Raw genomic sequence first — 23,875 nt, forward strand, 5'->3', positions numbered from 1 at the left:
GCCATGAAACAACACAAAATGTCATTGCGGCGCCGATCAGGCTGTGCTGCCCTGCTGGCTGCAGCTTTTTTGGCGGGCTGCGGAGGCAATGGCGACGCCACGCAGCCCGAGGTCAAGCCGCCTGAGGTCACGCAGCCTGATCCCGCGCCGCCGGACTTTGGTCCCAATGTCACGATCTTCGACCCGTCCATGAGCGTTGATGCCATCAACACCCGCTTGCGCGCGCTGGCGGCGCAGTCCGACGGTTTCGACGATGCGCGCAGTGCCGTCTATTTCATGCCTGGCACCTATGGCAGCGATGCGGGCCGCTTCCATCCCGCGACAGCCACGGGCCATGTGGATTCGCCCGTGGGCTTCATGATGACGGTGCACGGCCTGGGCGCTTCGCCGGATGCGGTCACCCTCAACGGCAACCTGCGCGTGGGCAGCCCCCAGGTCGGCGCGCTGGCCACGTTCTGGCGCTCGCTTGCCAACCTGAAGATCAACCCCATCCAGGCCGATCTGCCGGCGTTCACGATGCGCTGGAACACCTCGCAGGCGTCGTCGCTGCGCCGCGTGCGCGTGGCCGGCCATCTGGATCTCACGGGCGGTGTCTCCTTCGGCTCGTACATTGCCAACTCCCGGGTCGAGGGCGACCTGCGCTTTGGCGCGGGCTGGCAGCAGGACCGCAATCCGCCATCGACCGGCACCGTGGAGGGCGGCCCCGCGCAGTTCATGGTGCGCGACGGATCCGTGGGAGGCGTGCAGGGGCGCGAGGTCAGCCTGGTGTTCTCGGGTGTGGAAGGCGCGCCTGCCACCGCGTTCGCCCCGGGCGACAAGACTTCGCTGGCCACCACCACCGTGTCGCGCGACGCTCCTTTCCTCTACGTCGACGGCACGCAGTTCAAGGTCTTTGTGCCTGCGGTGGCGCGCAACACCCGTGGTGTGCACTGGGGTACGGCGGCCAGCGACGGCGTGGCGCTGCCGATAGGCGATTTCTTCGTTGGCCGGCCGGAGCATTCGGCGGCCACGCTCAACGCCGCGCTGCAGGACGGCAAGCATCTGCTGCTGACGCCCGGGGTCTATCGCATTGACCAGCCGCTGCGGGTGCGCCACGCCAACACGGTGGTGCTGGGCATGGGACTGGCTACGCTCACGCCCACCAAGGGCACGGCTGCGATCACGGTGGACGATGTGCCCGGCGTGGTTCTGGCTTCACTGACAGTGGACGCCAACACCACGCGCTCCGAGGTTCTGGTGCAGGTGGGATCGGCCAGCGGCCGGGCCGGCGATGCGGCCAACCCCAGCAGCCTGATCGATGTTTACGTGCGTGTGGGCGGCCCCTCGGCGGGGCGGGTGGGTACGGCGGTGGTGGTGCAGCAGAATCACGTGGTGATCGACCACACCTGGATCTGGCGCGGGGACCACGGCAACGCCGGCACGACGGGCTGGGCGATCAACACCGCCGACCATGCGCTCGAGGTCAACGGCAACGATGTCAACGCCGTCGCGCTGTTTGCCGAACACTTCCAGAAGACGCAGGTGTTGTGGAACGGCGAGCGCGGCCGCACCGTTTTCATGGAGTGTGAGCCTCCCTACGATCCGCCTTCGCAGGCTGCCTGGATGAACGCCAGCGAGAAAGGCTATCCCTGCTACCAGGTGGCGGACCACGTGACCACGCACGAGGGCGTGGGCCTGAGCAACTGGGCGCTGTTCTTTGCCTCGTTCGGGCCGCCGCCCAACCAGGTCTATGCCCACAGCGCGGTGAAAGCACCCGTGGCGCCGGGCGTGCGCTTTACCAACACCACGGCGGGCGTGATTGCCGGTGTCGGTGGCTTCGAGCATGTCTTCAACAGCCTGGGCGACCCGACCGACCACACCGGGCCGGCATCCTTTGTCGTCGGCTTGACCGCCATCCGCCAGGTTGCCAGCTTCCCTTGACGCGGCCGCCATTCCCGCGCTGGCAGCTGCCATGGCACGCGGCGCAGGACTGGCAAGTCCTGCCTGAATTCCATCCATCTGGTCGACGGGGCCCCCGCAGCGGGGGCCCCGTCGCTTTGAAAAGTGAAATTCTCCATGAAATTCGCCACTGTTGAGAAACGGCCCGCCTGACGGTGCGCTGGTGCCGGTGTCGCGCGACGGCCTGCGGGCGCTGCCCGTGCCGATGTGGTCGGCGCGATCAATGTTCTAGAGCGTGGACAGCGCTTGTTCGCTTGTGGAGAGTGCAGCCGCAAGGTCACCGCACAACCCGCCTGGGTGAAGCAGGAACCCGCCGAAGCGACTACGCAAGAGCCTGGCTCTGCGCGGCGCAGCAGGAATCCCCCACCATCGCGCGCAAGCGGTGGCCTCCGGCCAAGGTGGGGGGATGTCAATGCGCTGGCGCCTAGATGGTGCCCCCCACGCGCAGCGCGAGTTCGCGCATCCACTGCAGCGCGGGGTCGGCATCGCGGTGCCGGTGCCATTGCAAGGTCTGGACCAGCGTGGGGACTTCGAGCGGCGGCTGCCAGAGCTTGATGGGCAGCACTTTTTCGGCCTGCAGCGCAAGCCGCTTGTGCACCGTGGCAATGCGGTCGGTACCGACGACCATCTGGGGCAGGGCCGCCATGGTGGGGGCGGACACTTCGACCTGGCGCTTGATGCCGAATCGGTCGAGAAACCAGCTGTCGAACGATGCGCGCTGCTGGCCCGTGGCGTAGTTCGCGACGACATGGCCGCATCCGAGATAGTCGTCGAACGTGAGTTCATCGCGGATGCGGCTGTGGCCTGCCCAGGTCACGCACAGGTACTGCTCCTCGAACAGCGGCGCGCAAGGGTGGTCTGGTGAGGCGAACTGCGTCGGAATGATCAGCAGATCGGCATCGCCTTGCTCAAGCTGCTCCGCTGGCTTGTCGTTGAGCGTGCGCAGCTCGATGCCGATGCCACGGGCTTGCTGGTACAGCGCTTCGAGCAGGGGCGGAATGAATACCGAGGTCGTGAAGTCCGACAGCAGCAGCACGAAGGTCCGCGTGGACTTCGCAGGGTCGAAGAAAGGCGGCGTGGTGATCGTGCTGTCGATGCGCATCAGCACGTCGCGCACCGGCTCGATCAACCCGAGCGCACGCGGCGTGAGCACCATCTGTCGTCCCTGCGCTGCCAGCAGTTCATCGCCAAAGTAGTCGCGCAGGCGCGCCAGCGCGTTGCTCATGGCCGGTTGGCTCAAATGCAGGCGCTCGCCCGCGCGGCTGATGTTGCGTTCGGCGAGCAGCGCGTCAAGCGCCACCAGCAGATTGAGGTCGAGTTTGTTGAAGCGCATGTCTCGGAGTTTGGATTCAGTACACGGCTGTGGTTTTGAAAGCGCATTGCACCGGGTTTGTCTTGGTATTCATCGCGTGGATTCCTGGAATCTAAAGAATCCATTTCAAGAATACAAGCGGGATGTCTAGAGTGCAGTCTGGCGCTCGGTTGAAAGCGCCAAGAAACAACAAGAAGCGATAGGAGCAACGCATGAACAAACCACCAACTTCCCAGGGACCGGCCCTGTATCGCCGGTCCCTGCTGGCGACGCTGGCCGTGGGCGGATTCGCTCCTTGGGCCCTGGCCCAGACCGGGCGCCATGTCGCCATCATCGTGCCCCAGCCCGCAGGCAATCCCAGCGACGTGTTCGCGCGCAAGATCCAACTGCTGATGCAGCGCGCGCTCGGCCAGACGGTCATTGTCGAAAACCTGCCCGGCGCGGGCGGCGCGATTGGCGTGCAGCGCATGCTCAATGCGCCAGCCGACGGAATGACCGCGGTGATGGTCTCGCAGACCGAACCCATTCTCACGCCGGCGACGCTGGCGAGTGTGCGCTACAAGCCCGGCCAGATGCGGCCCGTGGGCCTGCTTGGCAGAACCAGCTATGTGCTTGCCGGCCGCCCCGATCTGCCGGCGCAGACCCATGCGGAACTGATGGTGCTGGCACGCAATGCCGACAAGGCGGGCAAGCCGCTGAGCTTTGGCCATATCGGACAGGGTTCGATGATCCACCTGATGGGCGCGCAGTGGGCGCAGATGTGCGGCGTGCAGCTGTCCCATATTCCCTACCGCGGCGTGCCGCCCGCGGTGCAGGACCTCGCGGGCGCGCAGATCGATCTGTCGTTCGTGCCGCTGGGAGGCTTGGCGCTCGATCTGATCCAGACCGGCAAGCTGCGTGCCTTCGGCAGCACCGCCGACCAGTCACCCGCATTGCTGCCCAACGTGGCGCCGCTCAAGACCCTGGACCCCGCGCTGCGCACTTTCGTGCATACCGCCTGGGGCGCGATGCTCGTGCCGCGCGGCGTGCCCGCAGCCGCGACCCAGCGCCTGCATGCGGCCTTCGAGGCGGCGATGCGCGACCCCGAAGTGCAGGCCTTCCTGCGCGGCCAGGGCACCGATCCGCAAAGCCCGTTGAGCCTGGATGCGCTCGACAGGTTCTACCAAACCGAAATCCAGACCCACCAGGCCCTGGCACGCGCCGTGGGCGTGGTGCCCGAATGAAGGCATTGCCATGAAGAAACCTCGCCACCGTTTCGTCGACCTGTCCATCTATCTGGAGAACGACGTGCTCTCGGACCCGCCGCCTCTGGCGCCGAAGATCACCTACCAGAAGCATGCCGATACGCTGCCCGAATTCATGGCGATGATCCCGGGCACGACACCCGAGGACTATCCCGATGGCGAGGCCGCTGCTGCCGAGTGGGTCACGCTGACCACGCACAACGGCACGCACCTCGACGCGCCCTGGCATTTCCACTCGACCCAGGACGCCAAGCTCGGCGGCGCGCGGCCGTCGATCACGATCGACCAGGTGCCGCTCGAGTGGTGTTTCCAGCCCGGTGTGAAGCTCGACTTCCGTCACTTTGCTGATGGCTATGTCGCCACCGCCGCCGACGTGGAGGCGGAGCTGCAGCGCATAGGCTATGAACTTCAGCCACTCGACATCGTGGTCGTCAATACCCGTGCCGGCAGCCGCTACGGTAACGCCGACTACCTCGGCGCGGGCTGCGGCATGGGCTACGAAGCGACGATGTACCTGCTCGAACGCGGCGTACGCCTCACGGGCACCGATGCCTGGAGCTGGGACGCGCCGTTTTCGTACACGGCAGCGAAAGTCGCCGCGACCGGCAACAAGGCGCTGATCTGGGAAGGGCACAAAGCCGGCCGCGATATCGGCTACTGCCATCTGGAGAAGCTGCACAACCTGGAGGCGCTGCCGGCGCACGGCTTCACCATCAGCTGCTTTCCCCACAAGATACGCGGCGCGTCGGCGGGCTGGACGCGTGCGGTCGCCATTTTTTCCGAGGACGCGCCATGAGCCTGGCTCCCATCCATCGCGTCGTCACCGGCCACGACGCGCGCGGCCAGGCCGTGATCACGAGCAGCGGGGCCTTGCCCACGGTGGTTGAAGTCGCCGCGATTCCCGGCACCGTGTTCCACGAGGTCTGGAGCACCGCCGAAAGCCCGGCGCTGATTTCCAATGCGGCCGACCCGACACTGGGGCCGCTGGTGCTGCCGCCGCCCGCGCGCGGAACCCGCATGCGCTTTGTCGACATTCCGCCCGACACCGCGGAATTCCTGGCCCATGGCGCGGCGCGCATGCACGAGGCGTTCGCGCAGATCGGCGACGCTGAGGCCTCGACCGTGCAGGGCGATTCGCCGCACCCGCTGATGCACCGCACCGAATCGGTGGACTACGGCATCGTGATCGAGGGCGAGATGACGCTGGTGCTCGACACTTCGGACGTGCTGCTGAAAGCCGGCAGCGTGGTCGTGCAGCGCGGCACCAATCACGCCTGGGCAAACCGCTCGGGCAAGCCCTGCCGCATGTTGTTCATCCTGGTCGATGGGACCTATGCGCCGGACATCGCGACGGCATTGGAGAAGTCGGTATGAAGTTCGCCACCCTGAGAAACGGCACGCCCGATGGCGCCCTGGTGCTGGTCTCGCACGACGGCCGGCACGCGCTGCCGGTGCCACGCATCGCTGCCAGCCTGCTGGACGCTGTGCAGCGGTGGGAGGCGGTGCGCGCGCCGTTGGAAGATAGGTACACGGCGCTGAACGCGGGTGACGCCACGGATGCCATCGCCTTCGACCCGCATGCCTGTGCCGCGCCGCTGCCGCGCAGCCCTCAGTGGCTGGACGCCTCGGCTTTCCTGAACCATGGCCGCTTGATGGAGCAGGCCTTCAACACGCCGCCGATCCCGCACTTCGACACCATTCCAGTCATGTACCAAGGTGCGAGCGACGACTTCCTGGGCCCGCATGAGGACGTTCCCTTGCCCAGCGAGGCCGACGGCATCGATTTCGAGGGGGAGTTCGGCGTGGTGGTCGCTCCCGTGGCCATGGGGGCAACGCCGCAGCAGGCCCAGAGCGCCGTGCGGCTGGTGGTGCAGATCAACGACTGGAGTCTGCGCGCGCTGGGGCCGCATGAGATGCAGACCGGCTTCGGTTTCCTGCAGGCCAAGCCTTCGTCGTCTTTCGCGCCCATCGCCGTGACCCCCGACGAGCTGGGCGACGCCTGGCACGATGGGCGGGTGCGGATGCGCCTGCACGTGCAGTGGAACGGCGAGCGCTTCGGCGAGCCGCATGGCGGTGAGATGAACTATTCCTTCGGCCAGCTCATCGCGCATGCGGCGCGCACGCGCCAACTCACGGCCGGCAGCATTGTCGGGTCGGGAACCGTCTCCAATCAGTCGCGCGATGCGGGTTCGGCCTGCATTGCCGAGCGGCGCGTGATCGAGAAGATCGACGACGGCGCCATCCGCACCGCCTTCATGCGCTTCGGCGACCGCGTACGCATGCAGGCCAAATACGATGACGGGCGCGATGGCCCATTCGGCGTGATCCAGCAGCGCGTGGCGCAGGCCACGGCACCTCAGCCGTGAGGGCGTTGGTCACGGGTGCCGGTGGTTTCATCGGCTCGACCTTGCTGCAGCTGCTGGGGGAGGGCGGCGGCATCGCGGGCCAAGCGGTCACCGCCATTGCCGCCGTGGACCGGCAACTTCCCGCCAACCCACCGGGAGTGCAAGCCATAGAGGGCGACCTGCGCGATGCTGGCGTGCGCGCCCGCATCGCGGACTTCGCGCCCGACCTGTGCTTTCACCTCGCGGCCGTGCCCGGCGGTGCCGCCGAGGCCGATCCCGGCACCAGCCGGCGCGTGAACCTGGACGCCACACTGGACCTGTTCGACCTGCTGGGCGCGATGCAATGCAAGCGCCCGCCCGTGGTGGTCTACGCCAGTACCATCGCCGTCTACGGCAGCGATCTGCCCGAACGGGTGACCGACACCATGCCGCTGCGCCCGCCACTCATCTACGGCGCACACAAGCTGGCCTGCGAAATCCTGCTGGCAGACCACACACGGCGCGGCCTGCTCGACGGGCGCGCGCTGCGGTTGCCCGGCATCGTCGCGCGCCCACGCGCGCCGTCGGGGCTGGCCTCGGCTTTCATGAGCGATCTGCTGCACGCGCTGGCAGCCGGCGAGCCCTTCATCTGCCCGGTGGGGCCCCAGGCCACTGCGTGGTGGATGTCGGCGCGGCGCTGTGCCGAGAACCTGGTGCACGCTGCCGCGATGGACCCCGGAACGGACAGCCGGCGCGCCTGGCCGCTGCCCGTGCTGCGCCTGTCGATGGCCGAGATGGTGCAGACGCTGTCGCGGGTTTACGGCGTCGATGGCGAGCGCCTTGTGCGCTACGCGCCCCAACCAGCGCTGGAGGCCATGTTCGGCCGCTACCCCCGGCTGGACGACCAGGCGGCGCGAGTGCTCGGCCTGCGCGATGACGACAGCGCCGAGGCGTTGGTACGGCGGGCGCTCGGGCGTTGAACGTCCGTTTCTTCACGCGGGTTCACGCATCCCTGCGTCTCTTTCTGCGCGCTGCAGCGCAGTGGCGTTCACCGTGGCATCGCCATGCTGTCACGGTGACTCCCGTGCTTTCACCTGATGCATTCTTCCGGGTAAACACCTAACAAGTTGGTATTGCAACTGGTTGGTATGCCAACCATAATTTGACGCATATCAACACGACTTGCGGCAGATTTGTCACGCAAGCGCCAACCCAGGAGACACCCGATGAACCCCTTCCGTCGCACGCTTGCCTGCGCGCTCATGGCCGCAACCGGTCTGGCCCTGTCTTCCTCGCCCGCCTTGGCGCAAAGCACGGCCGTCAAGGTCGGGGTGATAGGGCCGTTCTCGGGGCCGTTCGCGCATTACGGCGCGCTGTTCAAGGCGGGCGTCGAAGCCTATGTGGCCAGCCAGGGTGGCAAGCTCGCGGGCAAGGACATCGAGTTCATCTACCGCGACACGGGCGGCCCCAACCCGGGCCAGACCAGGACGCTGGTGCAGGAGCTGATCGTCAAGGACAAGGTCGATTACCTCGGCGGCTTTGTCTTCACGCCCAACGCGCTGGCCGTGGCGCCGCTGATTCAGCAGTCGCGCACGCCCACCGTGGTCTTCAACGCCGCGACGTCGTCGATCACCGAGAAATCCGAGTACTTCCTGCGCACCAGCTACACGCTGTGGCAGGTCACCGTGCCGATCGCGCAATGGGCCGCCCAGCAGAACATGAAGAAGGTGGTGACGGCCGTGACCGACTATGGCCCGGGCATAGACGCCGAAGCCGCGTTCAAGAGCGAGTTCGCCAAGCAGGGGGGCACCGTGGTGGAAAGCATCCGCATGCCCATTGCCACCACCGACTTCGGCCCGTTCGTGCAGCGCATCAAGGCCAGCGGCGCACAGGCGGTCTATACCTTCCTGCCCGGCGGTCCGCCCAACCTGGGCTTCGTCAAGGCCTACAACGAGAACGGCCTGGCCAAGGCCGGCGTGCAGTTCCTGGGCACGGCCGAGACCGACGAATTCGATCTGCAGAAATTCGGCGATTCGGCGCTGGGCCTGACTACGGCGTTTCACTATTCGGGCGCCCATGACTCGCCCGAGAACCGCAAGTTCGTCGAAGCGCTGAAAAAACGCGACCCGGCCGCGGTCGCCAACTATGCCTCGGTCGGCGCCTGGGATGGCATGCATGTGATCCACAGGATGATAGAAGCCACGGACGGCAAGAAGGACGGCGCCAAGGCGCTGGCCGCGGCGCGCACCTTGCAGTGGGAAAGCCCGCGCGGCCCAGTGCGCATCGATGCCAAGACGCGCCACATCACCCAGAACGTCTACCTGCGCAAGGTGGAGCGCGTGGGCGGCCAGCTGGTCAACCAGGAAGTGCAGAGCTTCGGACCGCAGACCGACTTCGGACTGGGCAAGTAAGCCCGCAGACCGACCTTACCCCGAGTCGTTGCCATGCATACGCTTTTCAATATCCTGATCGACGGGCTGGCCTACGGCATGGTGCTGTTCGTCATCGCCGTCGGCTTGTCGGTCACGCTGGGCCTGATGCGCTTCGTCAACCTCAGCCATGGCGCGTTTGCCATGGTCGGCGGCTACTGCGCGGCCTGGCTTACCCGCGAAGCCCTGTGGAGCTTCTGGCTCGCCGTGCCGATGGCGATTGCCGCCACGGCGCTGCTGGGCGCGGTGCTCGAGTCGCTGGTGCTGCGCCATCTCTACCGCCGCAAGGAACTGGACCAGGTGCTGTTCACCATTGGCCTGAGCTTCGTGCTGATCGCCACCACCAACGCCATCGCCGGCCCGCAGGTGCAGCTGATCACGCTGCCGCCGCTGCTCGCGGGCTCGGTCGACCTGGGCTTTCGCACGCTGCCCGCGCAGCGCCTGCTGGTCATTGGCGCAGGCCTGGCCGTCGCGGCAGTCGCCGCGTGGACCGTCGCGCGCACGCGTTTTGGCGTCTGGCTGCGCGCCGCGGTGGACCACAGCGGCACGGCCTCGGCGCTGGGCATTCCGATTCGCACCGTGCAGTGCGCCAGCTTTGCCGCGGGCGCGGCGCTGGCCGGCTTCGGCGGCATCCTGGGCGCCGAGCTGATGCCGCTCGAGCCGTATTACGCCCTCAAGTACCTGGTGCTGGTGCTTGTGGTGGTGGCTGTGGGCGGCATGGGCTCCATTGCGGGCTCGCTGGTCGCCGCGGTGCTGCTGGGCACGATCGAGACCGCCAGCCGCTACCTGGCTTCGGGCTGGGGCAGCCTGTTCTTCTTTGTCGCCATGGCCGCGCTGCTGGCCTGGCGTCCCAACGGTCTTCTCAAGCGATGAACTCCACCATGACCCATTCCGTGTCCGCCCCGGCTGCCGAGGCCGGGCCCGCACAGCCGGCCCAGGCCGCTCCGCGCTGTGCACCGCCCTGGCGTGCTCCGCTGCTGCTGCTGATTGCCGGCCTCGCGGCCTGCGTGCTGTTCCCCGATCAACTGGGGCTCATCACGCGCATCTTCATTGCCGGCCTGTTCGTGCTGTCGCTCGATCTGGTGGTGGGCGTCGCGGGCCTGGCCACGCAGGGCCATGCGGCGCTGTTCGGCCTGGGCGCGTATGCGGCCGGCATCTTCGCGCTGCAGGTGCATGCCGATCCGCTGCTGGGCCTGGGTGTGGGCATCGCGGCCGGTGCCTTGACGGCGCTGGTTTCGGGTGCCTTCCTGCTGCGCTATCAAGGCTTTACGTTCCTGATGCTGACGGTGGCGGTATCGCAGATCGTGTTGAGCCTGGTGCAGAAGGCGCGTGACTGGACCGGCGGCGACGACGGCCTGTCGGGATTCACCATGGCGCCGCTGCTGGGCCGCTTCGAGTTCGATCTGGAGGGCCGGGTTGCCGCGGTGTACGCGCTGGCGGTGCTGGTGGTGCTGTTCTACGCGGCGCAACGCCTGGTGCAGTCGCCGTTCGGCCTGGCGGTACGCGGCATCCACGAAAACCGCGCCCGCATGGCGGCGCTGGGCACGCCGGTGTTTCGCCGCCTGTGGCTGCTGTACACCGTGGCCGGTGCGCTCGCCGGTGCGGCCGGTGCGCTGTCGGCCCAGACCAATGCGGTGGTCGGCACCGACAGCCTGTCGTTTGCGCTTTCCGCCGAGGCGCTGGTGATGCTCATTCTGGGCGGGGCAGGGCAGTTGACCGGCGCGCTGGTGGGCGCCACGGTGTTCACGCTGCTGCACCACACGGCGGCGTCCATCAATCCCTACCACTGGCTGTTTGTCGTCGGCGGTTTGTTGATGCTGGTGGTGTTCGTGCCGCCGGCCAAGGCCTGGGCCTGGCTGCGCCAACGCGCGGGAGGTGGGCGATGAGCGGCATGTCCACCCCCGAAACCCTGCTCGACGTGAAGGCGCTGGACAAGCGCTTTGGCGGCCTGCATGTGACGCGCAACGTTTCCTTTGCGCTGCGCGCTGGCGACCGCCTGGCGCTGATCGGCCCCAACGGCGCGGGCAAGACCACGCTGGTCAACCAGATCAGCGGCGTGCTCGCGCCCAGCGCCGGCGAAATCTGGCTGCGCGGCGAGAACGTGACCCGCACCAGCCAGGCGGGCCGCGTGCGCGCCGGCCTGGCGCGCACTTTCCAGATCACCACGCTCGCGCCCCATTTCCCGGTGCAGCGGCAGATCGAGCTGGCGTTGTTCGAGCGCGAAGGCCTGACCGCACGCCTGTGGCGCAGCATGGACAGCTACCCCGCGCTGCAGGCCGAGGCCCAGGACATTCTGGCGCGTTTCGGACTGCGCGCCCATGCCGCCACGCCCACGCAGGACCTCGCCTATGGCGAGCAGCGGCTGATTGAAATGGCACTGGCGCTGGCCCTGCGGCCGAAAGTGCTGCTGCTCGACGAGCCCATGGCCGGCGTGCCCAAGGGCGATGGCGCCCGGCTGCTGGCCGCACTTGACGCGCTGCCGCCCGAGCTCGCGGTGCTGATCATCGAGCACGACATGGACCTGGTGTTCCGCTTTGCGACCCGCATCGTGGTGCTGGCCGAAGGCGCGGTGCTGGCCGATGGCCGCCCCGACGAAATCCGCCGCGACCCGCTGGTGCGCGCTGCTTACCTGGGAGGCTGAAGACATGACCACCGCCACACACTCCACGCCCGTGCTCGCGCTGCACGATGTCGTTGCCGGCTACGGCCCGACCACGGTGCTCGACGGCCTGTCGTTCGAGATGCATGCCGGCGAACGGCTGGCAATGATTGGCCGCAACGGCGTGGGCAAGACCACGGCGCTGCGCGCCATCATGGGCCTCGTGCCCTTGCGCAGCGGCTGCTTGCAGTTCATGGGGCAGGAGATCGCCGGCCTGCAGCCGCACCAGCGCGCCGCGCTGGGCCTGGGCTATGTGCCGCAGACGCGCGACATCTTTCCGTCGCTCACGGTGGAAGAGAACCTGCTCGCCGGCCTCAAGCACCGCCCGCGCAGCGCGCTCGACGAAGCCTATGCGCTGTTCCCGCGCCTGGCCGAGCGCCGGCGCAACGGCGGCACCCAGCTGTCGGGCGGCGAGCAGCAGATGCTGTCGGTGGCGCGCGCGCTGCTGGGTCGGCCCACGCTGCTGCTGCTCGACGAGCCGCTCGAAGGTCTGGCGCCGCTGATCCGCCAGGAGCTGCTGCAGGCGTTCGCCCGCATGGCGCAGCAGACCGGAATCGCCACCATCATCGTCGAGCAGCAGGTGGATGAAGCCCTGCATTACGCGCAGCGCGCGCTGATTCTGGACCACGGCACGGTAGTCCATACGGCCGCGGCCGCCGAACTGCGCGCGGACGAAGCTACGCTAGAGCGTTGGGTGGGCATGGCTGTCCACTGACAAGCTCCTGTTTCCAACCTGATTGACCATGACCAAAAAGAACGCCAGCAAGCCTTCCGACGCACAACTCCCCGCCGCGCAGCGCGTGGTGGATCTTGAGCACTACGTACCGGCCTATCTGACCTGGATCGCCAACAAGCTCTCGCGCGGCGCGTCGCAGTACTACCTCGACATTTTCGACGTGGGCATAGAGACCTGGCGCTGCCTGGTGCTGCTGGCCATCGAAGGCTCGATCTCGGCCCAGCAGATTTCTCGCGTGATCGGCATGGACAAGGGCTCGATCAGCCGCTGTCTCAAGAGCATGCAGGAGCGCGGGCTGATCCGCACCGAGCTCGATCCTTCCGATGGCCGGCTGCGCATCGCCGTGCTCACGCCGCAAGGACGAGCGCTGCACGACCAGATCATGGGCATGGCGCTGGAGCGCGAGCGCGCTTTTCTCTCCGTGCTCGACCGCGGTGAAACCGATCTGCTGCTGAACATGCTGCGGCGCCTGCACGAGAACCTGCCTGCGGTGGAGACCGCGACGCAGGACTATGCGGCAAAACATTTCCCCAAGGCCGCCGGCTCCAGCCGGCGCAAGGCCGAAGACTGATTCAACCGAGACAAGGGCGACAAGGCCCGCTACCCACCATGAATGCATTGCAAGTCATCGTCCGCAGCCGGCGCGTGGAAGCCGAAGGCATCTGCAGCTTCGAGCTGGTCCATCCCGAGGGGCAGGCCCTGCCGGCGTTCACCGCCGGCGCGCATGTCGACGTCCATGTCGCGCCCGGGCTGGTGCGCCAGTATTCGCTGTGCAACGACCCGGCGACGCGTGACCATTACCGCATCGCCGTGCTGCGCGAGCCGCAGTCGCGCGGCGGATCGCAGGGCATGCACGAACAGGTGCAGGTGGGGCAGGCGCTGACGATCAGCGCGCCGCGCAACCATTTCGAGCTGACAGCGGGGGCCTCTCGCAGCCTGCTGCTGGCCGGGGGCATAGGCATCACGCCGATCTGGGCCATGGCCCAGGCGCTGCATGCGGGGGGCGAGCGCTTTGCATTGCACTACTGTGGCCGGTCGGCTGCGCGCATGGCCTTCGTGCCGGCGCTCTCCCAGGTCCCGTTCGCTGGCCAGGTGCAGGTGCATGCCGACGATGGCGCCGAGGCCCAGCGCTTTGACGCCGATGCACTGCTTGCCGCGCCCGAGGCCGGCACCCATCTCTATGTCTGCGGTCCCGCGGGCTTCATGCACCATGTGCTCGACACCGCCCGTCGCCATGGCTGGCCCGAGGCGCAGCTGCACCGCGAGTTCTTCGCGGGCACGGCCACGGCATTGGAAACGGACGGCGCCTTCAGCGTGCGCCTGGCCAGCACGGGCCGCAGCTACGCCATTGCCAAGGACAAAAGCGTGCTCGAAGTACTCACCGCCGCAGGCGTCGACGTGCCGTATTCGTGCGAATCGGGCATCTGCGGCAGCTGCCTGACGCGCGTGCTCGACGGCGTGCCCGACCACCGCGACAGCTTCCTCACGGACAGCGAGCGCGCCGCCAACGACCAGTTCACGCCCTGCTGCTCCCGCGCCCAGACACCGCTGCTGGTACTTGATCTCTGAAGGCTGCACTTCCATTCCACCCCCGATCCGACAGGAGACTTCCCATGACCGCCACCGCTTGCATTCCCATCCAGGCCCAGTCCGCCGCCCGCGCGCCGGACGCCAGCCGTTTCCCGCTCGACCAATGGTATGTGGCCGGTTTTTCGTCCGAGCTCACCGACAAGCCGCTGGCGCGCACTTTCCTGGGCCAGAAGGTCGTGCTGTTTCGCACCGGGGAAGGTGAGGTGGCGGCGCTCGAAGACCGCTGCTGTCATCGTTCGCTGCCGCTGTCGTGCGGCACCGTGGAAGGCGCGGGCGTGCGCTGCGGCTACCACGGCATGCTCTATGCGCCCAGCGGCCAGTGCATAGAGATTCCCGGGCAGGAGCGCATTCCGGCCAAGGCCAGGGTGTTGGCCTACCAGGTGCAGGAGAAAAACCAGATCGTCTGGATCTGGATGCCGCGCGTCGAAGGCGCGCAAGCCTCCAAGGCGCCGCCCGACTATCCGTTCCACGATGACCCGCGCTACAAGTTCGGCAGCGGCAACTACCACTACAACTCGCCCTGGCAGCTGATCCACGACAACCTGCTGGACCTGAGCCACCTGGGCTATGTGCACCTGCAGACCATTGGCGGCAATGCGCGGCTGCACATGAACGCCGAGATGAAAGTCACCTCCGAAGGCGATCGCGTGAAAGTCGTGCGCCTGATGCCCGGCTCGACGCCGCCGCCTACCTACAAGGCGGCCTGGCCGTTTGGCGACAAGTGCGATCGCTGGCAGGAAATCGAGTTCGATGTAAGCCATCTGCGCATCTGGACGGGCGCGGTCGAGCCGGGCACCGACGCCATCGACGATCCCGAGCGCGGTGGCTTTCACATGCGCGGCTTTCACGGCATCACGCCCGAGACCGACGACACCTGCCACTACTTCTGGAGCATGTCGAGCACCAAGCACCCCGACATGCCCGACAACATCGACGCCGTGATCCAGCAGACCGCGTTCACTTTCGACGAAGACCGCGCGGTGATCGAAGCCCAGTACCGCAACATGCTGGAGTTCGGCGAGCGCGCGACCTGGACCGACATCCATGTCGACGTGGGCGGCAATCGCGCGCGGCGTATTGTCTCCAAGCTGCTGGAGCAGCAAGCCCAGGAGGCATAGGCCGCAGGCATTGCCTGCCAGGTATGGGTGCTCTCGCCGCGACCAGGGTACCGGCGGCGTCCGCCTTGATCCGCTTCGCGGCCACCTCGTCTGGCCGTGGACGTGTGCAGCGGCATGGGCAGCAAGCAAGGTGGCGATCCGCTCAAGCTCGCCTACGTGATTGTGCAACTTGGCGGTTCGGAAGGCCATGGTCGACATGAGGCTGTGCCGCATCTCACGGGCCATGCGTCACAGCGGAAAATTGGGCAGCCCCCAATCCACTTCAGCTGTGTTGATCACTCAATCGAGTTGAACAAATGCTCTGAAAGCATCGCCGACTTGTCCTTCAAGCCTTCGCGCAAGCTGCAATCGATAATGATAGATTCAGTCACCTGGCAGCAACAAGGCAGTATCTCCCCCGGGGGGATTAAGGCCAGTGGTGGCTTGCTGTAGGTGACGGAGCCAGCTATCAGTGCAACGGAGCATAAGTCGCAGAAGCCGTCACGACATTGAAAATTCACCTCGTGACCAGTACGCTCAAGTCCTTCGAGCAGTGTTTCGCCCTCCAGCAAGTACAACACCTTGTCTCTTGTTGCAACGAAATTCACAACTCGAATTCCCGAAGTTCGTCGGCAGAAACTTCCGCATTGATTTGACCCACCAGATAGGAGCTCAGTTCTACCTCCTGAGGTGCAACCTGTACGGTGTCAGATGTCAGCCAGGTATTGATCCAGGGAATGGGGTTGCTACGAGCTTTTTCGAATGCGGGTTTTAGACCGACTGCGCTCATCCTTGCATTCGTGATGAAGTCCACATATTGGCAAAGGATCTCCTTGTTCAGGCCAATCATGGAGCCGTCTTTGAACAGATACTCTGCCCATTTTTTCTCCTGGAGCGCAGCCTGCCTGAACATCTCAAAGCACTCAGTCTCCGTTTCACGGGCGATTATTTCGAAGTCGGCGTCATCGCGTCCCGACCGCAGGATGTTCAGCATGTGCTGGGTGCCAGTGAGGTGCAGTGCTTCGTCACGCGCAATCAGGCGAATGATCTTCGCATTGCCTTCCATGAGTTTGCGCTCGGCAAACGCGAAGGAGCAGGCGAAGCTCACATAGAAGCGAATGGCTTCCAGAATGTTCACGCTCATCAGGCAGAGGTATATCTTCTTCTTAAGCTCATACGCTGAAATCTGCACGGAGCGACCATCAATCAGCTGCGTACCGACACCAAGCTGGGTGTACAGCATCGAATATTGGATCAGATCATCGTAGTAGAAGCTGATGTCATTGGCCCGAAGGGTAATGTTTTCGTTGCCGACGATGTCGTCGAAGACTACCGACGGATCGTTCACGATGTTGCGGATGATGTGCGTGTACGAGCGTGAGTGGATGGTCTCCGAGAAGGCCCATGTGGAAACCCAGGTCTCCAATTCCGGTAGCGACACCAGGGGCAGCAGGGCAATGTTCGGGCTGCGCCCCTGTATGGAATCCAGCAGGGTCTGGTACTTGATGTTGCTGATGAAAATATGCTTTTCGTGCGCGGGAAGACCGTCGTAGTCGATCCGGTCCTGCGAGATATCCACTTCTTCCGGGCGCCAAAAAAAGGACAGCTGCTTTTCGATAAGCTTCTCAAAGATGGTGTACTTCTGTTGATCGTAACGTGCAACATTGACAGGACTGCCAAGGAACATGGGTTCCTTGATTTGATTATTTTGGGCCTTTGGAAAAATGCTGTAGGTCATTGGGATAGCCTCTCAAATCTTGCATGCACCGCCAGCACAGGCATCTTCGAATTCCTGCTGGGAGTCTTCTGCTCCGTCGCGAGTGTTGTGGTAATAAAGGGTCTTGACCCCATACTTGTAGGCTGTCAAAAGATCCGTGAGCAGCAGGGTCATGGGAACGCGGCCGTCCTCAAAGCGGCCAGGGTCGTAATTGGTGTTGGCAGAGATAGATTGGTCCACGAACTTCTGCATGACTCCGACAAGGCGCAGGTAGGGCTCATTGCTCGGCAGTTGCCAGAGCAGTTCATAGTGGCTCCCGAACTGTTCAAAGTCAGGTACTACCTGTCGAAGAATTCCATCCTTTGATTATTTCACGGAGACTAGGCCTCGGGGAGGCTCAATGCCATTGGTCGCATTTGAAACTTGGCTGGAGGTTTCAGAAGGCATCAGTGCCGTGAGCGTGGAGTTTCGAAGCCCATGTGTGCGGATGAGTTGGCGCAATGCCTCCCAGTCCAGGTGCAGGGGCTCATCGCAGATGGCGTCTATATCTTTCTTGTAGCTGTCTATGGGCAGACAGCCATCGCTGTAAACCGTTTCGCCAAATGCCTGGCACGGACCAAACTCCTGTGCCAAGCGTGTGGAAGCCTTCAGCAGATAATACTGAATCGCTTCAAAGGTGCGGTGGGTCAGAGCAAGAGCGTCCGGCTTCGAGTAGGACGTGCCATGCTTGGCCAAATAATAGGCATAGTTGATGACACCCACGCCGAGTGAGCGGCGTTTTTCCGTAGACAGGCGCGCTGCAGCAATGGGATATTCTTGGTAGTCGAGCAGGGAATCCAGCGCGCGCACCACCAGCTCTGCGAGCTCCTCCAGTTCTTCCAGAGATTGCAGAGCCCCCAGGTTGAAGGCCGACAGCGTACAAAGGGCGATTTCCCCCTCGATGTCATGCACATCGTTCAAGGGCTTGGTCGGCAGAGTGATTTCCATGCACAGATTGGACTGCCGGATCGGTGCCAATGAGGGCTTGAAAGCGCCATGGGTATTGCAGTGATCAACGTTCTGGATGTAGATCCGTCCCGTGCTTGCGCGCTCTTGCATCATCAGCGAAAACAGTTCTGCCGCAGGAATTCTTTTCGAGCGAATCGAAGCATCTTCCTCGTATTTTGTGTAGAGCCGTTCAAATTCACCCTGGTCGGCAAAGAACGATTCATAAAGACCAGGCACCTCGTGTGGTGAGAACATGGTGATCTGCTGCCCCTTGATGAGGCGCTGGTACATCAATCGGTTGATCTGCACGCCGTAGTCAAGATGTCTGACGCGGTTTTCTTCAACTCCGCGATTGTTCTTGAGCACCAGCAGAGATTCGACTTCCAGGTGCCACAACGGATAGAACAAGGTGGCCGCACCGCCTCTGACTCCGCCTTGGGAGCAGGATTTCACAGCCGACTGGAAAACTTTGTAGAACGGGATGCAGCCCGTGTGCAAGGCCTCGCCATCACGAATTTCGCTACCAACGGCACGGATACGCCCTGCGTTGATGCCTATGCCAGCACGCTGAGACACATATTTGAGGATGCCGCTGGTGGTGGCGCTGACACTGTCCAGACTGTCATCGCACTCGATCAATACGCACGAGCTGAATTGCCGCAGTGGTGTGCGAACTCCCGACATGATGGGGGTTGGGAGCGAGATCTTGAACTTGGATACGGCGTCGTAGAAGCGTTTGACGAAGCCGAGCCGGGTCTGCTGGGGGTACTTGGCAAACAGACACATACCCACGAGCATGAAGAGAAATTGTGGACTCTCGTAGATACGCTTGCTCACGCGGTTTTGCAGCAGGTATTTGCCTTCCAACTGCTTGATTGCGGCGTAGGAGAAGTTCATGTCTCGCCAGTGATCAAGGTACTCGTTCAACGCACCAAATTCCTCGGCGCTGTAGTCCTTGAGCAGATGGCCGTCATATTTTCCCAGGCTGGTGAGGTGCCGCACATGCACCAGCAGATGTGGTGGATCGAACTGTCCGAACGCAATTTTTCTGAGGTGAAAGACGGACAGGCGCGCAGCCAGGTACTGGTAATCCGGGGCAGATTCAGAGATCAGATCCGCGGCGGACTTGATGATGGTTTCGTGAATGTCTTTCGTTTTGATGCCGTCGTAGAACTGGATGTGAGCACTCAACTCCACTTGCGATACGGAGACATTGTTCAGGCCTTCGGCGGCCCAACGGATGACGCGATGAATCTTGTCCAGATCAATGGCTTCCGAGCTGCCATTTCGTTTGGTCACCTTGTTGGTGCGTGGAGAGTTCACTGTTGTCCTTTCGGCTTGTGTTGTAGCGGTTGGAAGTTGCATGCATTTCATGGTCTGCAGCACCAGAAACGCCCATCGTTTTGAGATGGCGAACCTGCATCGTACACGCTATAGGTAGTGTTTTTTTTTATGAGATGCACTACATATAGCGTTTTGTGTTTTTTCATTTCTTGCTCTCGAGCGCCTTTTTTGTGTGCTAAATGGCAAAAACCATCGCCCGGAGGGGGGCTGGGGACAGCTGCAACTTCGCGGCGCAGAAGGCCCAGGTCGGTGCGGTGAGGCCGGCGCTGTTTGTCCATGGCGCAGGGGGCGATGCATGCATCTGAGCTGCGGCAGGTAGGTCAGAACTCTGGTGTGCGTGGCTTGGCTCTCAAGCATGTGCAGGGGCATGAGTTACGCCAAGGCGTCGCTGAACTGCGCGCTGATCTGGCCAAAGCTGCGGCGCCTGGCTGGCGCAAAATCCCGACATCAAGAAGTGCGGCGAGATCGTGAAGTTTTCAGACGCCAAGATCGACTCAAGCCCCTGGCAGGATGAGCCCTGCGCGAATGCAGCGTAAAGCCCTGTATGCATGCAAAGTCGAATGGGCTACCATGGCGCGCCCTTCACCATTCCTTCGCTGCTGGCCTCTGATTGCACCGATCACGGCCCCGCGCTCCATGAAACTTGATTCCCGTCAGTTGCGCTACTTTGTCGCTGTCGCCGAAGAGCTGCACTTTGGCCGAGCGGCCGAGCGGCTGCACATGTCGCAGCCACCACTTTCGCAGCAAATCCGACAGCTGGAAGCACAGCTCGGCGTACAGCTTTTCCAGCGCGGCCCCCGCGGCGTGCAACTGCTGCCCGCGGGTGAGGTACTGCTCACGCAGGCACACATCATCCATGCGGAGCTGGAGCGCACGGTGGAGCTGGTGCAGTCCATGGCGCGCGGCGACCGCGGGTTGCTGCGCCTGGGCTATACCGCAGCGAGTGCATTCACATTGCTGCCTTCGTTGATCCGGGCTTTCAAGAAGCGCCACCCCTATGTCGAAGTGGTGCTGATGGAACTGCTGTCGAGCGAGCAGGCTGAGGCGCTGGCCCAGCAGCGCCTGGACATGGGACTGCTGCGTCCGTTCCGACACCATGCTGAACTGTGCAGGCAGACGCTGCTGCAAGAGCCGATGATTCTGGCACTGCCTGCGGACCACCCGCTGGCCGCCCTGTCTCAGGTGCAGGTGAGCCAACTGCAAGGACAGCCCCTGATCGGCTTCACGAGTACCGAGGCACGCTATCTGCAAGAGCTGGTGGACGACATGCTCACAGCCGCAGGGGTCCAGCCCCGTGTAGCGCAGCGCGCCACACAACCCCACACCATGCTGTCACTGGTCAGCTCGGGGCTCGGGGTCGCCATCGTGCCCCAGGCTGCTGCTCAGGCCCCCGTCAAAGGCGTGGTCTACCGCACGTTGCAAACCCGGGGTGTGGCTCCCATGGCCACCATGCAATTGGCCTGGCGCGCCAACGACGAACGGCCACTGCTGCGCAATTTTCTGGAAATTGCGCGCACTGTCACGGCCTCAGCTCCCAACAGCGTCGCCGCCCCGGCAGTGCCATCGGTGTAGCCAGCCGAGCCCTTCGGTGGTGCCATCCGCGCCTGGACGCCGCGGCCGGTACACGGGCATCGCAGTTCCTTTTTTGATATTTACACACCCATGCGGGTCCCGCATGTGGACACGCGCGCTCAATCGAGCGTCAGGTTCAGACTTTTGACAACTTCAGCCCAGCGCTTGTTCTCGACAGCGTAGAACCTGGAGAAATCCGCCACGCTCATGGTGCTCACCTCAGCCCCCTGTCCTGCCAGGCGGGCGCGCAGCTCGGGCGAGCGGATGATGCGCGTGAGCTCGGCATTGAGGCGCTGTATCACTGCCGGTGGAGTGCTGCGGGGCGCGAGCACGCCTTGCCACGAGCCCGATTCGAAGTGGGGCAGACCCGACTCGGCCAGGGTGGGAACCTGTGGAATGAGGCCCATGCGCGTGCTCTTTGATACGTTCAATACCTTGAGCTTGCCGCTTTGCACATGCGGCAGCGTGGCAAGCATGCCGTTCATCAGCACCTGGGCCTGGCCGCCCAGCGTGTCGTTGATAGCCTGCGCGCCTCCTTTGTAGGGGATGTACTGCCACTTCGCGCCGGTGGCCTGTGCCGCGGCAACGCCCGCCAGGTGCGGGGGGCTGCCGATGGCGGTGACCGCGAAGTTCAGCGGTTCGCGCCGAGACAGGTCGGCGAGTTCCTTGAGCGTGTTGGCGGGCACGCTCGGATGCACCACCAGCAGGTGCGGTGAGTAGGCCAGCATGGCCGCGCCCACCAGATCCTTGGCCGGATCAAAGCGCAGCTTGGTGTACAGCGAACTGCTGATGGCCAGCGCCAGCACGTCCGCCAGCAGGAAAGTGTGGCCGTCAGTGGCCTTGGCGACAAACTCGGCGCCGATGTTGCCGTTCGCGCCGGCCTTGTTTTCGATGATGACGGACTGGCCCAGGGCCTCTTGCAGCGGCTGGCTGAGCAGGCGCGCGACCACGTCGGACGAGCCGCCCGCCGGATATGGCACCACCAGGCGCACCGGACGGCTGGGCCAGGCAGCAGCCTGTGCCGACCAGGCGGAAGGGACCAGCACCGCTGCGGCGCAGGCCAGCAGCAGGCCGCGGCGCGCACGCGAGGGCTTGGGAAAACGGATGGAGGTGGACATGCTGTCTCCTGTTGGCATGACAAGGGTGGAGAAAAATGGCTTGCAGCGCAGCCCACGGGGGCTGGCGCCGGGGGCTCAAATAGCCCGCAGTGGCTGGATGCGCTGCTGCGCTCCAGCACGCAGCTGCTGCGCGTCGTTGCCGGGAGTGACAAGGTCAAAGCCCATCTCGCGCATGGCCTGATCCATGGCAAGGCTGGACGAGTAGATGCCGGTGTATTTGCCCTGGGCGCGGCACACCTCGAGCACATGCCGAATCGCGTCGACCAGCGCAGGCTGCGGCCAGGCGCTGCTGCCCAGCCCCATGGCCAAGCCCAGATCGCTCGGACCAACGTAGACGCCCGAAAGCTCTTGCACTTGTGCGATCTGCTCGATGCAATCCAGCGCGGACAGGGTTTCGATCATCGCCAGGCTGAAGATCTGGTCGTCGGCGCCCGCAGCGTAGTCGGAGCCGCCATACGTGAGCCCACGCGCCGGGCCGAAGCTGCGGTCGCCGCGGGGTGGATAACGGCAGGCCCGCGCGAAGGCGGCTGCGTCGTCCACGGATTCAATCAGCGGGCAGATGATGCCGTAAGCCCCGGCGTCCAGGAGCTTGTGGATCTCGGCCAGAGTGCTGCCTGCGCTGCGGGCCATGGGCATGGCGGGGGTGCTTGAGATGGCCTGCAGCAGGTGCACGGCTGTGTCGAATCCATACGGACCATGCTGCAGGTCCACCGTCACCGCATCAAAACCCGCGTGTCCCAGCAGTTCGGCCTGGTAGCCGCAGCCTACAGAAACCCAGGCATTCAAGGCCATCTTGCCCGCAGCCTTCAAAGCAATCAAAGAATTTTCGCGCATGCATTATTTCCATTCAGCTGTGTTTGCTCAAGAGGCTTCCGATGCTATGGATCCAGCGCCGCGGGTCCAATATCTTTGGCAGGTGCGCCTCAGACGATTTTCATATCGCCACTCGCCGCGCGTTCCACTGAAAATGGGATCCCCCATCGTCGGCAGCGACACATTCCAAGGGCGCATGCTGACTTTTCCCCAGAAATCACGCAGCTAAAAAATTTACCGCGAGCCAGGGAATACCCTGTTTGCATACGTATGCACTACTTCAATAGTTCACACCTCTGCAAACACAGCCATCTAGGAAAGAGCCATGATCAAATATCTCAAGCGCGGCAAGGGCGTGCAGGTTCGCGCAGACGATGCACCCTCCTTGCGCCCGCCAGAAGACGTGCGCAGCATGCGCCTGGATTACTACCGTTATGTGGCGGATGGCAGCGCGAATGCACCAGTCATCGTGGTCATGGAAGACGCCGATGACAGACCGGGAACGGGCTCGTTCTGGGGCGAAGTCAACTCGGCGCTGCACGAAGGCCTGGGCGTTGCCTGCGTGCCGACCAACGACTCAGTGCGCGACCTCGGCGATCTTTCCCATTCTTGCCGGGAGCGTGTGGCCTTCGCATGCGCATGCGCATGTGCACGTGGAGGACATTGGTACGCCGGTGACCGTGTTTGGCATGGAGGTTGCTCATGGCGACCTGATCCATGCCGACCGGCACGGCGCGGTGGTGATCGCGCTCGAGTACCTGCAGGCACTGCCTGCGTGTATCGATCTCATGCAGCGCAAGGAAGCGCCGCTGCTGGCCGCCGCACGCAGCGTGTCGTTCACGCTGGCCATGGTCGCCTCGGACGATCTCCACTGGCGAGGTCTTACAGGGCAATCAGGTATCACCGCCGATCGGTCCCATCGTGAAGGCATGCGGAGCTAACGCCTCAAGCACTTCCTCCTAACCACCGTTTGCTGCCCCTGCGTATCCAGGGGC

Annotated in this window: 21 protein-coding genes and 1 pseudogene; 16 read left to right on the forward strand and 6 right to left on the reverse strand. The window is 64.2% G+C overall.

Annotation, left to right across the window (positions count from 1 at the left end):
* The first annotated feature begins 3 nt into the window (after positions 1-3).
* Positions 4-1,920, forward strand: a complete 1,917-nt coding sequence (locus GVL12_RS07045; protein ID WP_159912271.1) for an adenylyl cyclase — start codon at positions 4-6, stop codon at positions 1,918-1,920.
* 442 nt (positions 1,921-2,362) lie between these two features.
* Here the strand turns inward: GVL12_RS07045 and GVL12_RS07050 are convergent, their stop codons facing one another.
* Positions 2,363-3,271, reverse strand: a complete 909-nt coding sequence (locus GVL12_RS07050) for a LysR family transcriptional regulator (RefSeq protein ID WP_159912273.1) — start codon at positions 3,269-3,271, stop codon at positions 2,363-2,365.
* Positions 3,272-3,462: 191 nt separating this feature from the next.
* Between GVL12_RS07050 and GVL12_RS07055 the strand changes: the two genes are divergently transcribed.
* The 13 genes from GVL12_RS07055 to GVL12_RS07115 all read left to right on the forward strand — a co-directional run bounded on the left by GVL12_RS07055 (position 3,463) and on the right by GVL12_RS07115 (position 15,350).
* Positions 3,463-4,473 carry a tripartite tricarboxylate transporter substrate binding protein gene (locus GVL12_RS07055; protein ID WP_159912275.1) on the forward strand — a complete coding sequence of 337 codons (1,011 nt, stop codon included), beginning with the start codon at positions 3,463-3,465 and terminating at the stop codon, positions 4,471-4,473.
* A gap of 10 nt (positions 4,474-4,483) precedes the next feature.
* Positions 4,484-5,290, forward strand: a complete 807-nt coding sequence (locus tag GVL12_RS07060) for a cyclase family protein (protein ID WP_159912277.1) — start codon at positions 4,484-4,486, stop codon at positions 5,288-5,290.
* Positions 5,287-5,868 (forward strand): cupin domain-containing protein, encoded by a 582-nt coding sequence (locus GVL12_RS07065; RefSeq protein WP_159912279.1) that lies wholly within the window; start codon positions 5,287-5,289, stop codon positions 5,866-5,868. Before GVL12_RS07060 ends, GVL12_RS07065 begins: the two co-directional genes overlap by 4 nt.
* The gene (locus GVL12_RS07070) at positions 5,865-6,860 is read left to right on the forward strand and encodes a fumarylacetoacetate hydrolase family protein (RefSeq protein ID WP_159912281.1); all 996 of its coding nucleotides are present in this window, start codon (positions 5,865-5,867) and stop codon (positions 6,858-6,860) included. The genes GVL12_RS07065 and GVL12_RS07070 overlap by 4 nt, the downstream gene beginning before the upstream one ends.
* The gene (locus GVL12_RS07075) at positions 6,857-7,798 is read left to right on the forward strand and encodes an NAD-dependent epimerase/dehydratase family protein (RefSeq protein ID WP_159912283.1); all 942 of its coding nucleotides are present in this window, start codon (positions 6,857-6,859) and stop codon (positions 7,796-7,798) included. The genes GVL12_RS07070 and GVL12_RS07075 overlap by 4 nt, the downstream gene beginning before the upstream one ends.
* Positions 7,799-8,044: 246 nt before the next feature.
* Positions 8,045-9,229: an ABC transporter substrate-binding protein gene (locus GVL12_RS07080; protein ID WP_159912285.1), complete on the forward strand. Its 1,185-nt coding sequence runs from the start codon at positions 8,045-8,047 to the stop codon at positions 9,227-9,229.
* 33 nt (positions 9,230-9,262) lie between these two features.
* The gene (locus GVL12_RS07085) at positions 9,263-10,120 is read left to right on the forward strand and encodes a branched-chain amino acid ABC transporter permease (RefSeq protein ID WP_159912303.1); all 858 of its coding nucleotides are present in this window, start codon (positions 9,263-9,265) and stop codon (positions 10,118-10,120) included.
* A gap of 8 nt (positions 10,121-10,128) precedes the next feature.
* Positions 10,129-11,133: a branched-chain amino acid ABC transporter permease gene (locus GVL12_RS07090; protein WP_159912305.1), complete on the forward strand. Its 1,005-nt coding sequence runs from the start codon at positions 10,129-10,131 to the stop codon at positions 11,131-11,133.
* A gap of 5 nt (positions 11,134-11,138) precedes the next feature.
* On the forward strand, positions 11,139-11,888 hold the full coding sequence (locus GVL12_RS07095) for an ABC transporter ATP-binding protein (RefSeq protein WP_159912314.1): 750 nt from the start codon (positions 11,139-11,141) through the stop codon (positions 11,886-11,888).
* A gap of 4 nt (positions 11,889-11,892) precedes the next feature.
* Entirely contained in the window at positions 11,893-12,621 is a 729-nt protein-coding gene (locus GVL12_RS07100) for an ABC transporter ATP-binding protein (RefSeq protein ID WP_159912316.1), read from the forward strand.
* Between the two features lie 28 nt (positions 12,622-12,649).
* A complete protein-coding gene (locus tag GVL12_RS07105) occupies positions 12,650-13,213 on the forward strand; it encodes a MarR family winged helix-turn-helix transcriptional regulator (protein WP_159912318.1) in 564 nt (187 codons plus the stop codon).
* Between the two features lie 38 nt (positions 13,214-13,251).
* A complete protein-coding gene (locus tag GVL12_RS07110; RefSeq protein WP_159912320.1) occupies positions 13,252-14,211 on the forward strand; it encodes a PDR/VanB family oxidoreductase in 960 nt (319 codons plus the stop codon).
* A 44-nt stretch (positions 14,212-14,255) separates the two neighbouring features.
* Entirely contained in the window at positions 14,256-15,350 is a 1,095-nt protein-coding gene (locus GVL12_RS07115; RefSeq protein ID WP_159912322.1) for an aromatic ring-hydroxylating dioxygenase subunit alpha, read from the forward strand.
* Between the two features lie 275 nt (positions 15,351-15,625).
* Here GVL12_RS07115 and yfaE read toward each other — a convergent pair whose 3' ends face one another.
* The 3 genes and pseudogenes from yfaE to nrdA form a co-directional block, all read right to left on the reverse strand.
* On the reverse strand, positions 15,626-15,937 hold the full coding sequence (yfaE, locus tag GVL12_RS07120) for a class I ribonucleotide reductase maintenance protein YfaE (protein WP_159912324.1): 312 nt from the start codon (positions 15,935-15,937) through the stop codon (positions 15,626-15,628).
* Positions 15,934-17,067 carry a class Ia ribonucleoside-diphosphate reductase subunit beta gene (gene nrdB / locus GVL12_RS07125; RefSeq protein WP_159912326.1) on the reverse strand — a complete coding sequence of 378 codons (1,134 nt, stop codon included), beginning with the start codon at positions 17,065-17,067 and terminating at the stop codon, positions 15,934-15,936. The genes yfaE and nrdB overlap by 4 nt, the downstream gene beginning before the upstream one ends.
* 12 nt (positions 17,068-17,079) lie before the next feature.
* Positions 17,080-19,398, reverse strand: a pseudogene (nrdA, locus tag GVL12_RS07130) (class 1a ribonucleoside-diphosphate reductase subunit alpha).
* Positions 19,399-20,013: 615 nt separating this feature from the next.
* On the opposite strand from nrdA, the gene GVL12_RS07135 reads away from it, so the two are divergent.
* Positions 20,014-20,949 (forward strand): LysR family transcriptional regulator, encoded by a 936-nt coding sequence (locus GVL12_RS07135; protein WP_159912328.1) that lies wholly within the window; start codon positions 20,014-20,016, stop codon positions 20,947-20,949.
* Between the two features lie 119 nt (positions 20,950-21,068).
* Here GVL12_RS07135 and GVL12_RS07140 read toward each other — a convergent pair whose 3' ends face one another.
* Together GVL12_RS07140 and GVL12_RS07145 are read right to left on the reverse strand one after the other, a co-directional pair.
* Positions 21,069-22,067 (reverse strand): tripartite tricarboxylate transporter substrate binding protein, encoded by a 999-nt coding sequence (locus GVL12_RS07140; RefSeq protein ID WP_159912330.1) that lies wholly within the window; start codon positions 22,065-22,067, stop codon positions 21,069-21,071.
* Between the two features lie 75 nt (positions 22,068-22,142).
* A complete protein-coding gene (locus GVL12_RS07145) occupies positions 22,143-22,901 on the reverse strand; it encodes an HpcH/HpaI aldolase/citrate lyase family protein (RefSeq protein WP_159912332.1) in 759 nt (252 codons plus the stop codon).
* A 467-nt stretch (positions 22,902-23,368) separates the two neighbouring features.
* Between GVL12_RS07145 and GVL12_RS27015 the strand changes: the two genes are divergently transcribed.
* Positions 23,369-23,821, forward strand: coding sequence for a hypothetical protein (locus GVL12_RS27015; RefSeq protein ID WP_368855040.1), 453 nt, complete (start codon positions 23,369-23,371; stop codon positions 23,819-23,821).
* The last annotated feature ends 54 nt before the right edge of the window (positions 23,822-23,875 follow it).

Origin of the sequence: Pantoea sp. 18069 (assembly GCF_902706035.1) — a bacterium.
Taxonomy (GTDB): domain Bacteria; phylum Pseudomonadota; class Gammaproteobacteria; order Burkholderiales; family Burkholderiaceae_C; genus Comamonas.

Bases quoted from the DNA above. Each gene is read 5' to 3' on its own strand.
- GVL12_RS07045 (WP_159912271.1), top strand. From the start codon at position 4: ATGAAACAACACAAAATGTCATTGCGGCGCCGATCAGGCTGTGCTGCC.
- GVL12_RS07050 (WP_159912273.1), bottom strand. From the start codon at position 3,271: ATGCGCTTCAACAAACTCGACCTCAATCTGCTGGTGGCGCTTGACGCG.
- GVL12_RS07055 (WP_159912275.1), top strand. From the start codon at position 3,463: ATGAACAAACCACCAACTTCCCAGGGACCGGCCCTGTATCGCCGGTCC.
- GVL12_RS07060 (WP_159912277.1), top strand. From the start codon at position 4,484: ATGAAGAAACCTCGCCACCGTTTCGTCGACCTGTCCATCTATCTGGAG.
- GVL12_RS07065 (WP_159912279.1), top strand. From the start codon at position 5,287: ATGAGCCTGGCTCCCATCCATCGCGTCGTCACCGGCCACGACGCGCGC.
- GVL12_RS07070 (WP_159912281.1), top strand. From the start codon at position 5,865: ATGAAGTTCGCCACCCTGAGAAACGGCACGCCCGATGGCGCCCTGGTG.
- GVL12_RS07080 (WP_159912285.1), top strand. From the start codon at position 8,045: ATGAACCCCTTCCGTCGCACGCTTGCCTGCGCGCTCATGGCCGCAACC.
- GVL12_RS07085 (WP_159912303.1), top strand. From the start codon at position 9,263: ATGCATACGCTTTTCAATATCCTGATCGACGGGCTGGCCTACGGCATG.
- GVL12_RS07090 (WP_159912305.1), top strand. From the start codon at position 10,129: ATGACCCATTCCGTGTCCGCCCCGGCTGCCGAGGCCGGGCCCGCACAG.
- GVL12_RS07095 (WP_159912314.1), top strand. From the start codon at position 11,139: ATGTCCACCCCCGAAACCCTGCTCGACGTGAAGGCGCTGGACAAGCGC.
- GVL12_RS07100 (WP_159912316.1), top strand. From the start codon at position 11,893: ATGACCACCGCCACACACTCCACGCCCGTGCTCGCGCTGCACGATGTC.
- GVL12_RS07105 (WP_159912318.1), top strand. From the start codon at position 12,650: ATGACCAAAAAGAACGCCAGCAAGCCTTCCGACGCACAACTCCCCGCC.
- GVL12_RS07110 (WP_159912320.1), top strand. From the start codon at position 13,252: ATGAATGCATTGCAAGTCATCGTCCGCAGCCGGCGCGTGGAAGCCGAA.
- GVL12_RS07115 (WP_159912322.1), top strand. From the start codon at position 14,256: ATGACCGCCACCGCTTGCATTCCCATCCAGGCCCAGTCCGCCGCCCGC.
- nrdB (WP_159912326.1), bottom strand. From the start codon at position 17,067: ATGACCTACAGCATTTTTCCAAAGGCCCAAAATAATCAAATCAAGGAA.
- GVL12_RS07135 (WP_159912328.1), top strand. From the start codon at position 20,014: ATGAAACTTGATTCCCGTCAGTTGCGCTACTTTGTCGCTGTCGCCGAA.
- GVL12_RS07140 (WP_159912330.1), bottom strand. From the start codon at position 22,067: ATGTCCACCTCCATCCGTTTTCCCAAGCCCTCGCGTGCGCGCCGCGGC.
- GVL12_RS07145 (WP_159912332.1), bottom strand. From the start codon at position 22,901: ATGCGCGAAAATTCTTTGATTGCTTTGAAGGCTGCGGGCAAGATGGCC.
- GVL12_RS27015 (WP_368855040.1), top strand. From the start codon at position 23,369: ATGACAGACCGGGAACGGGCTCGTTCTGGGGCGAAGTCAACTCGGCGC.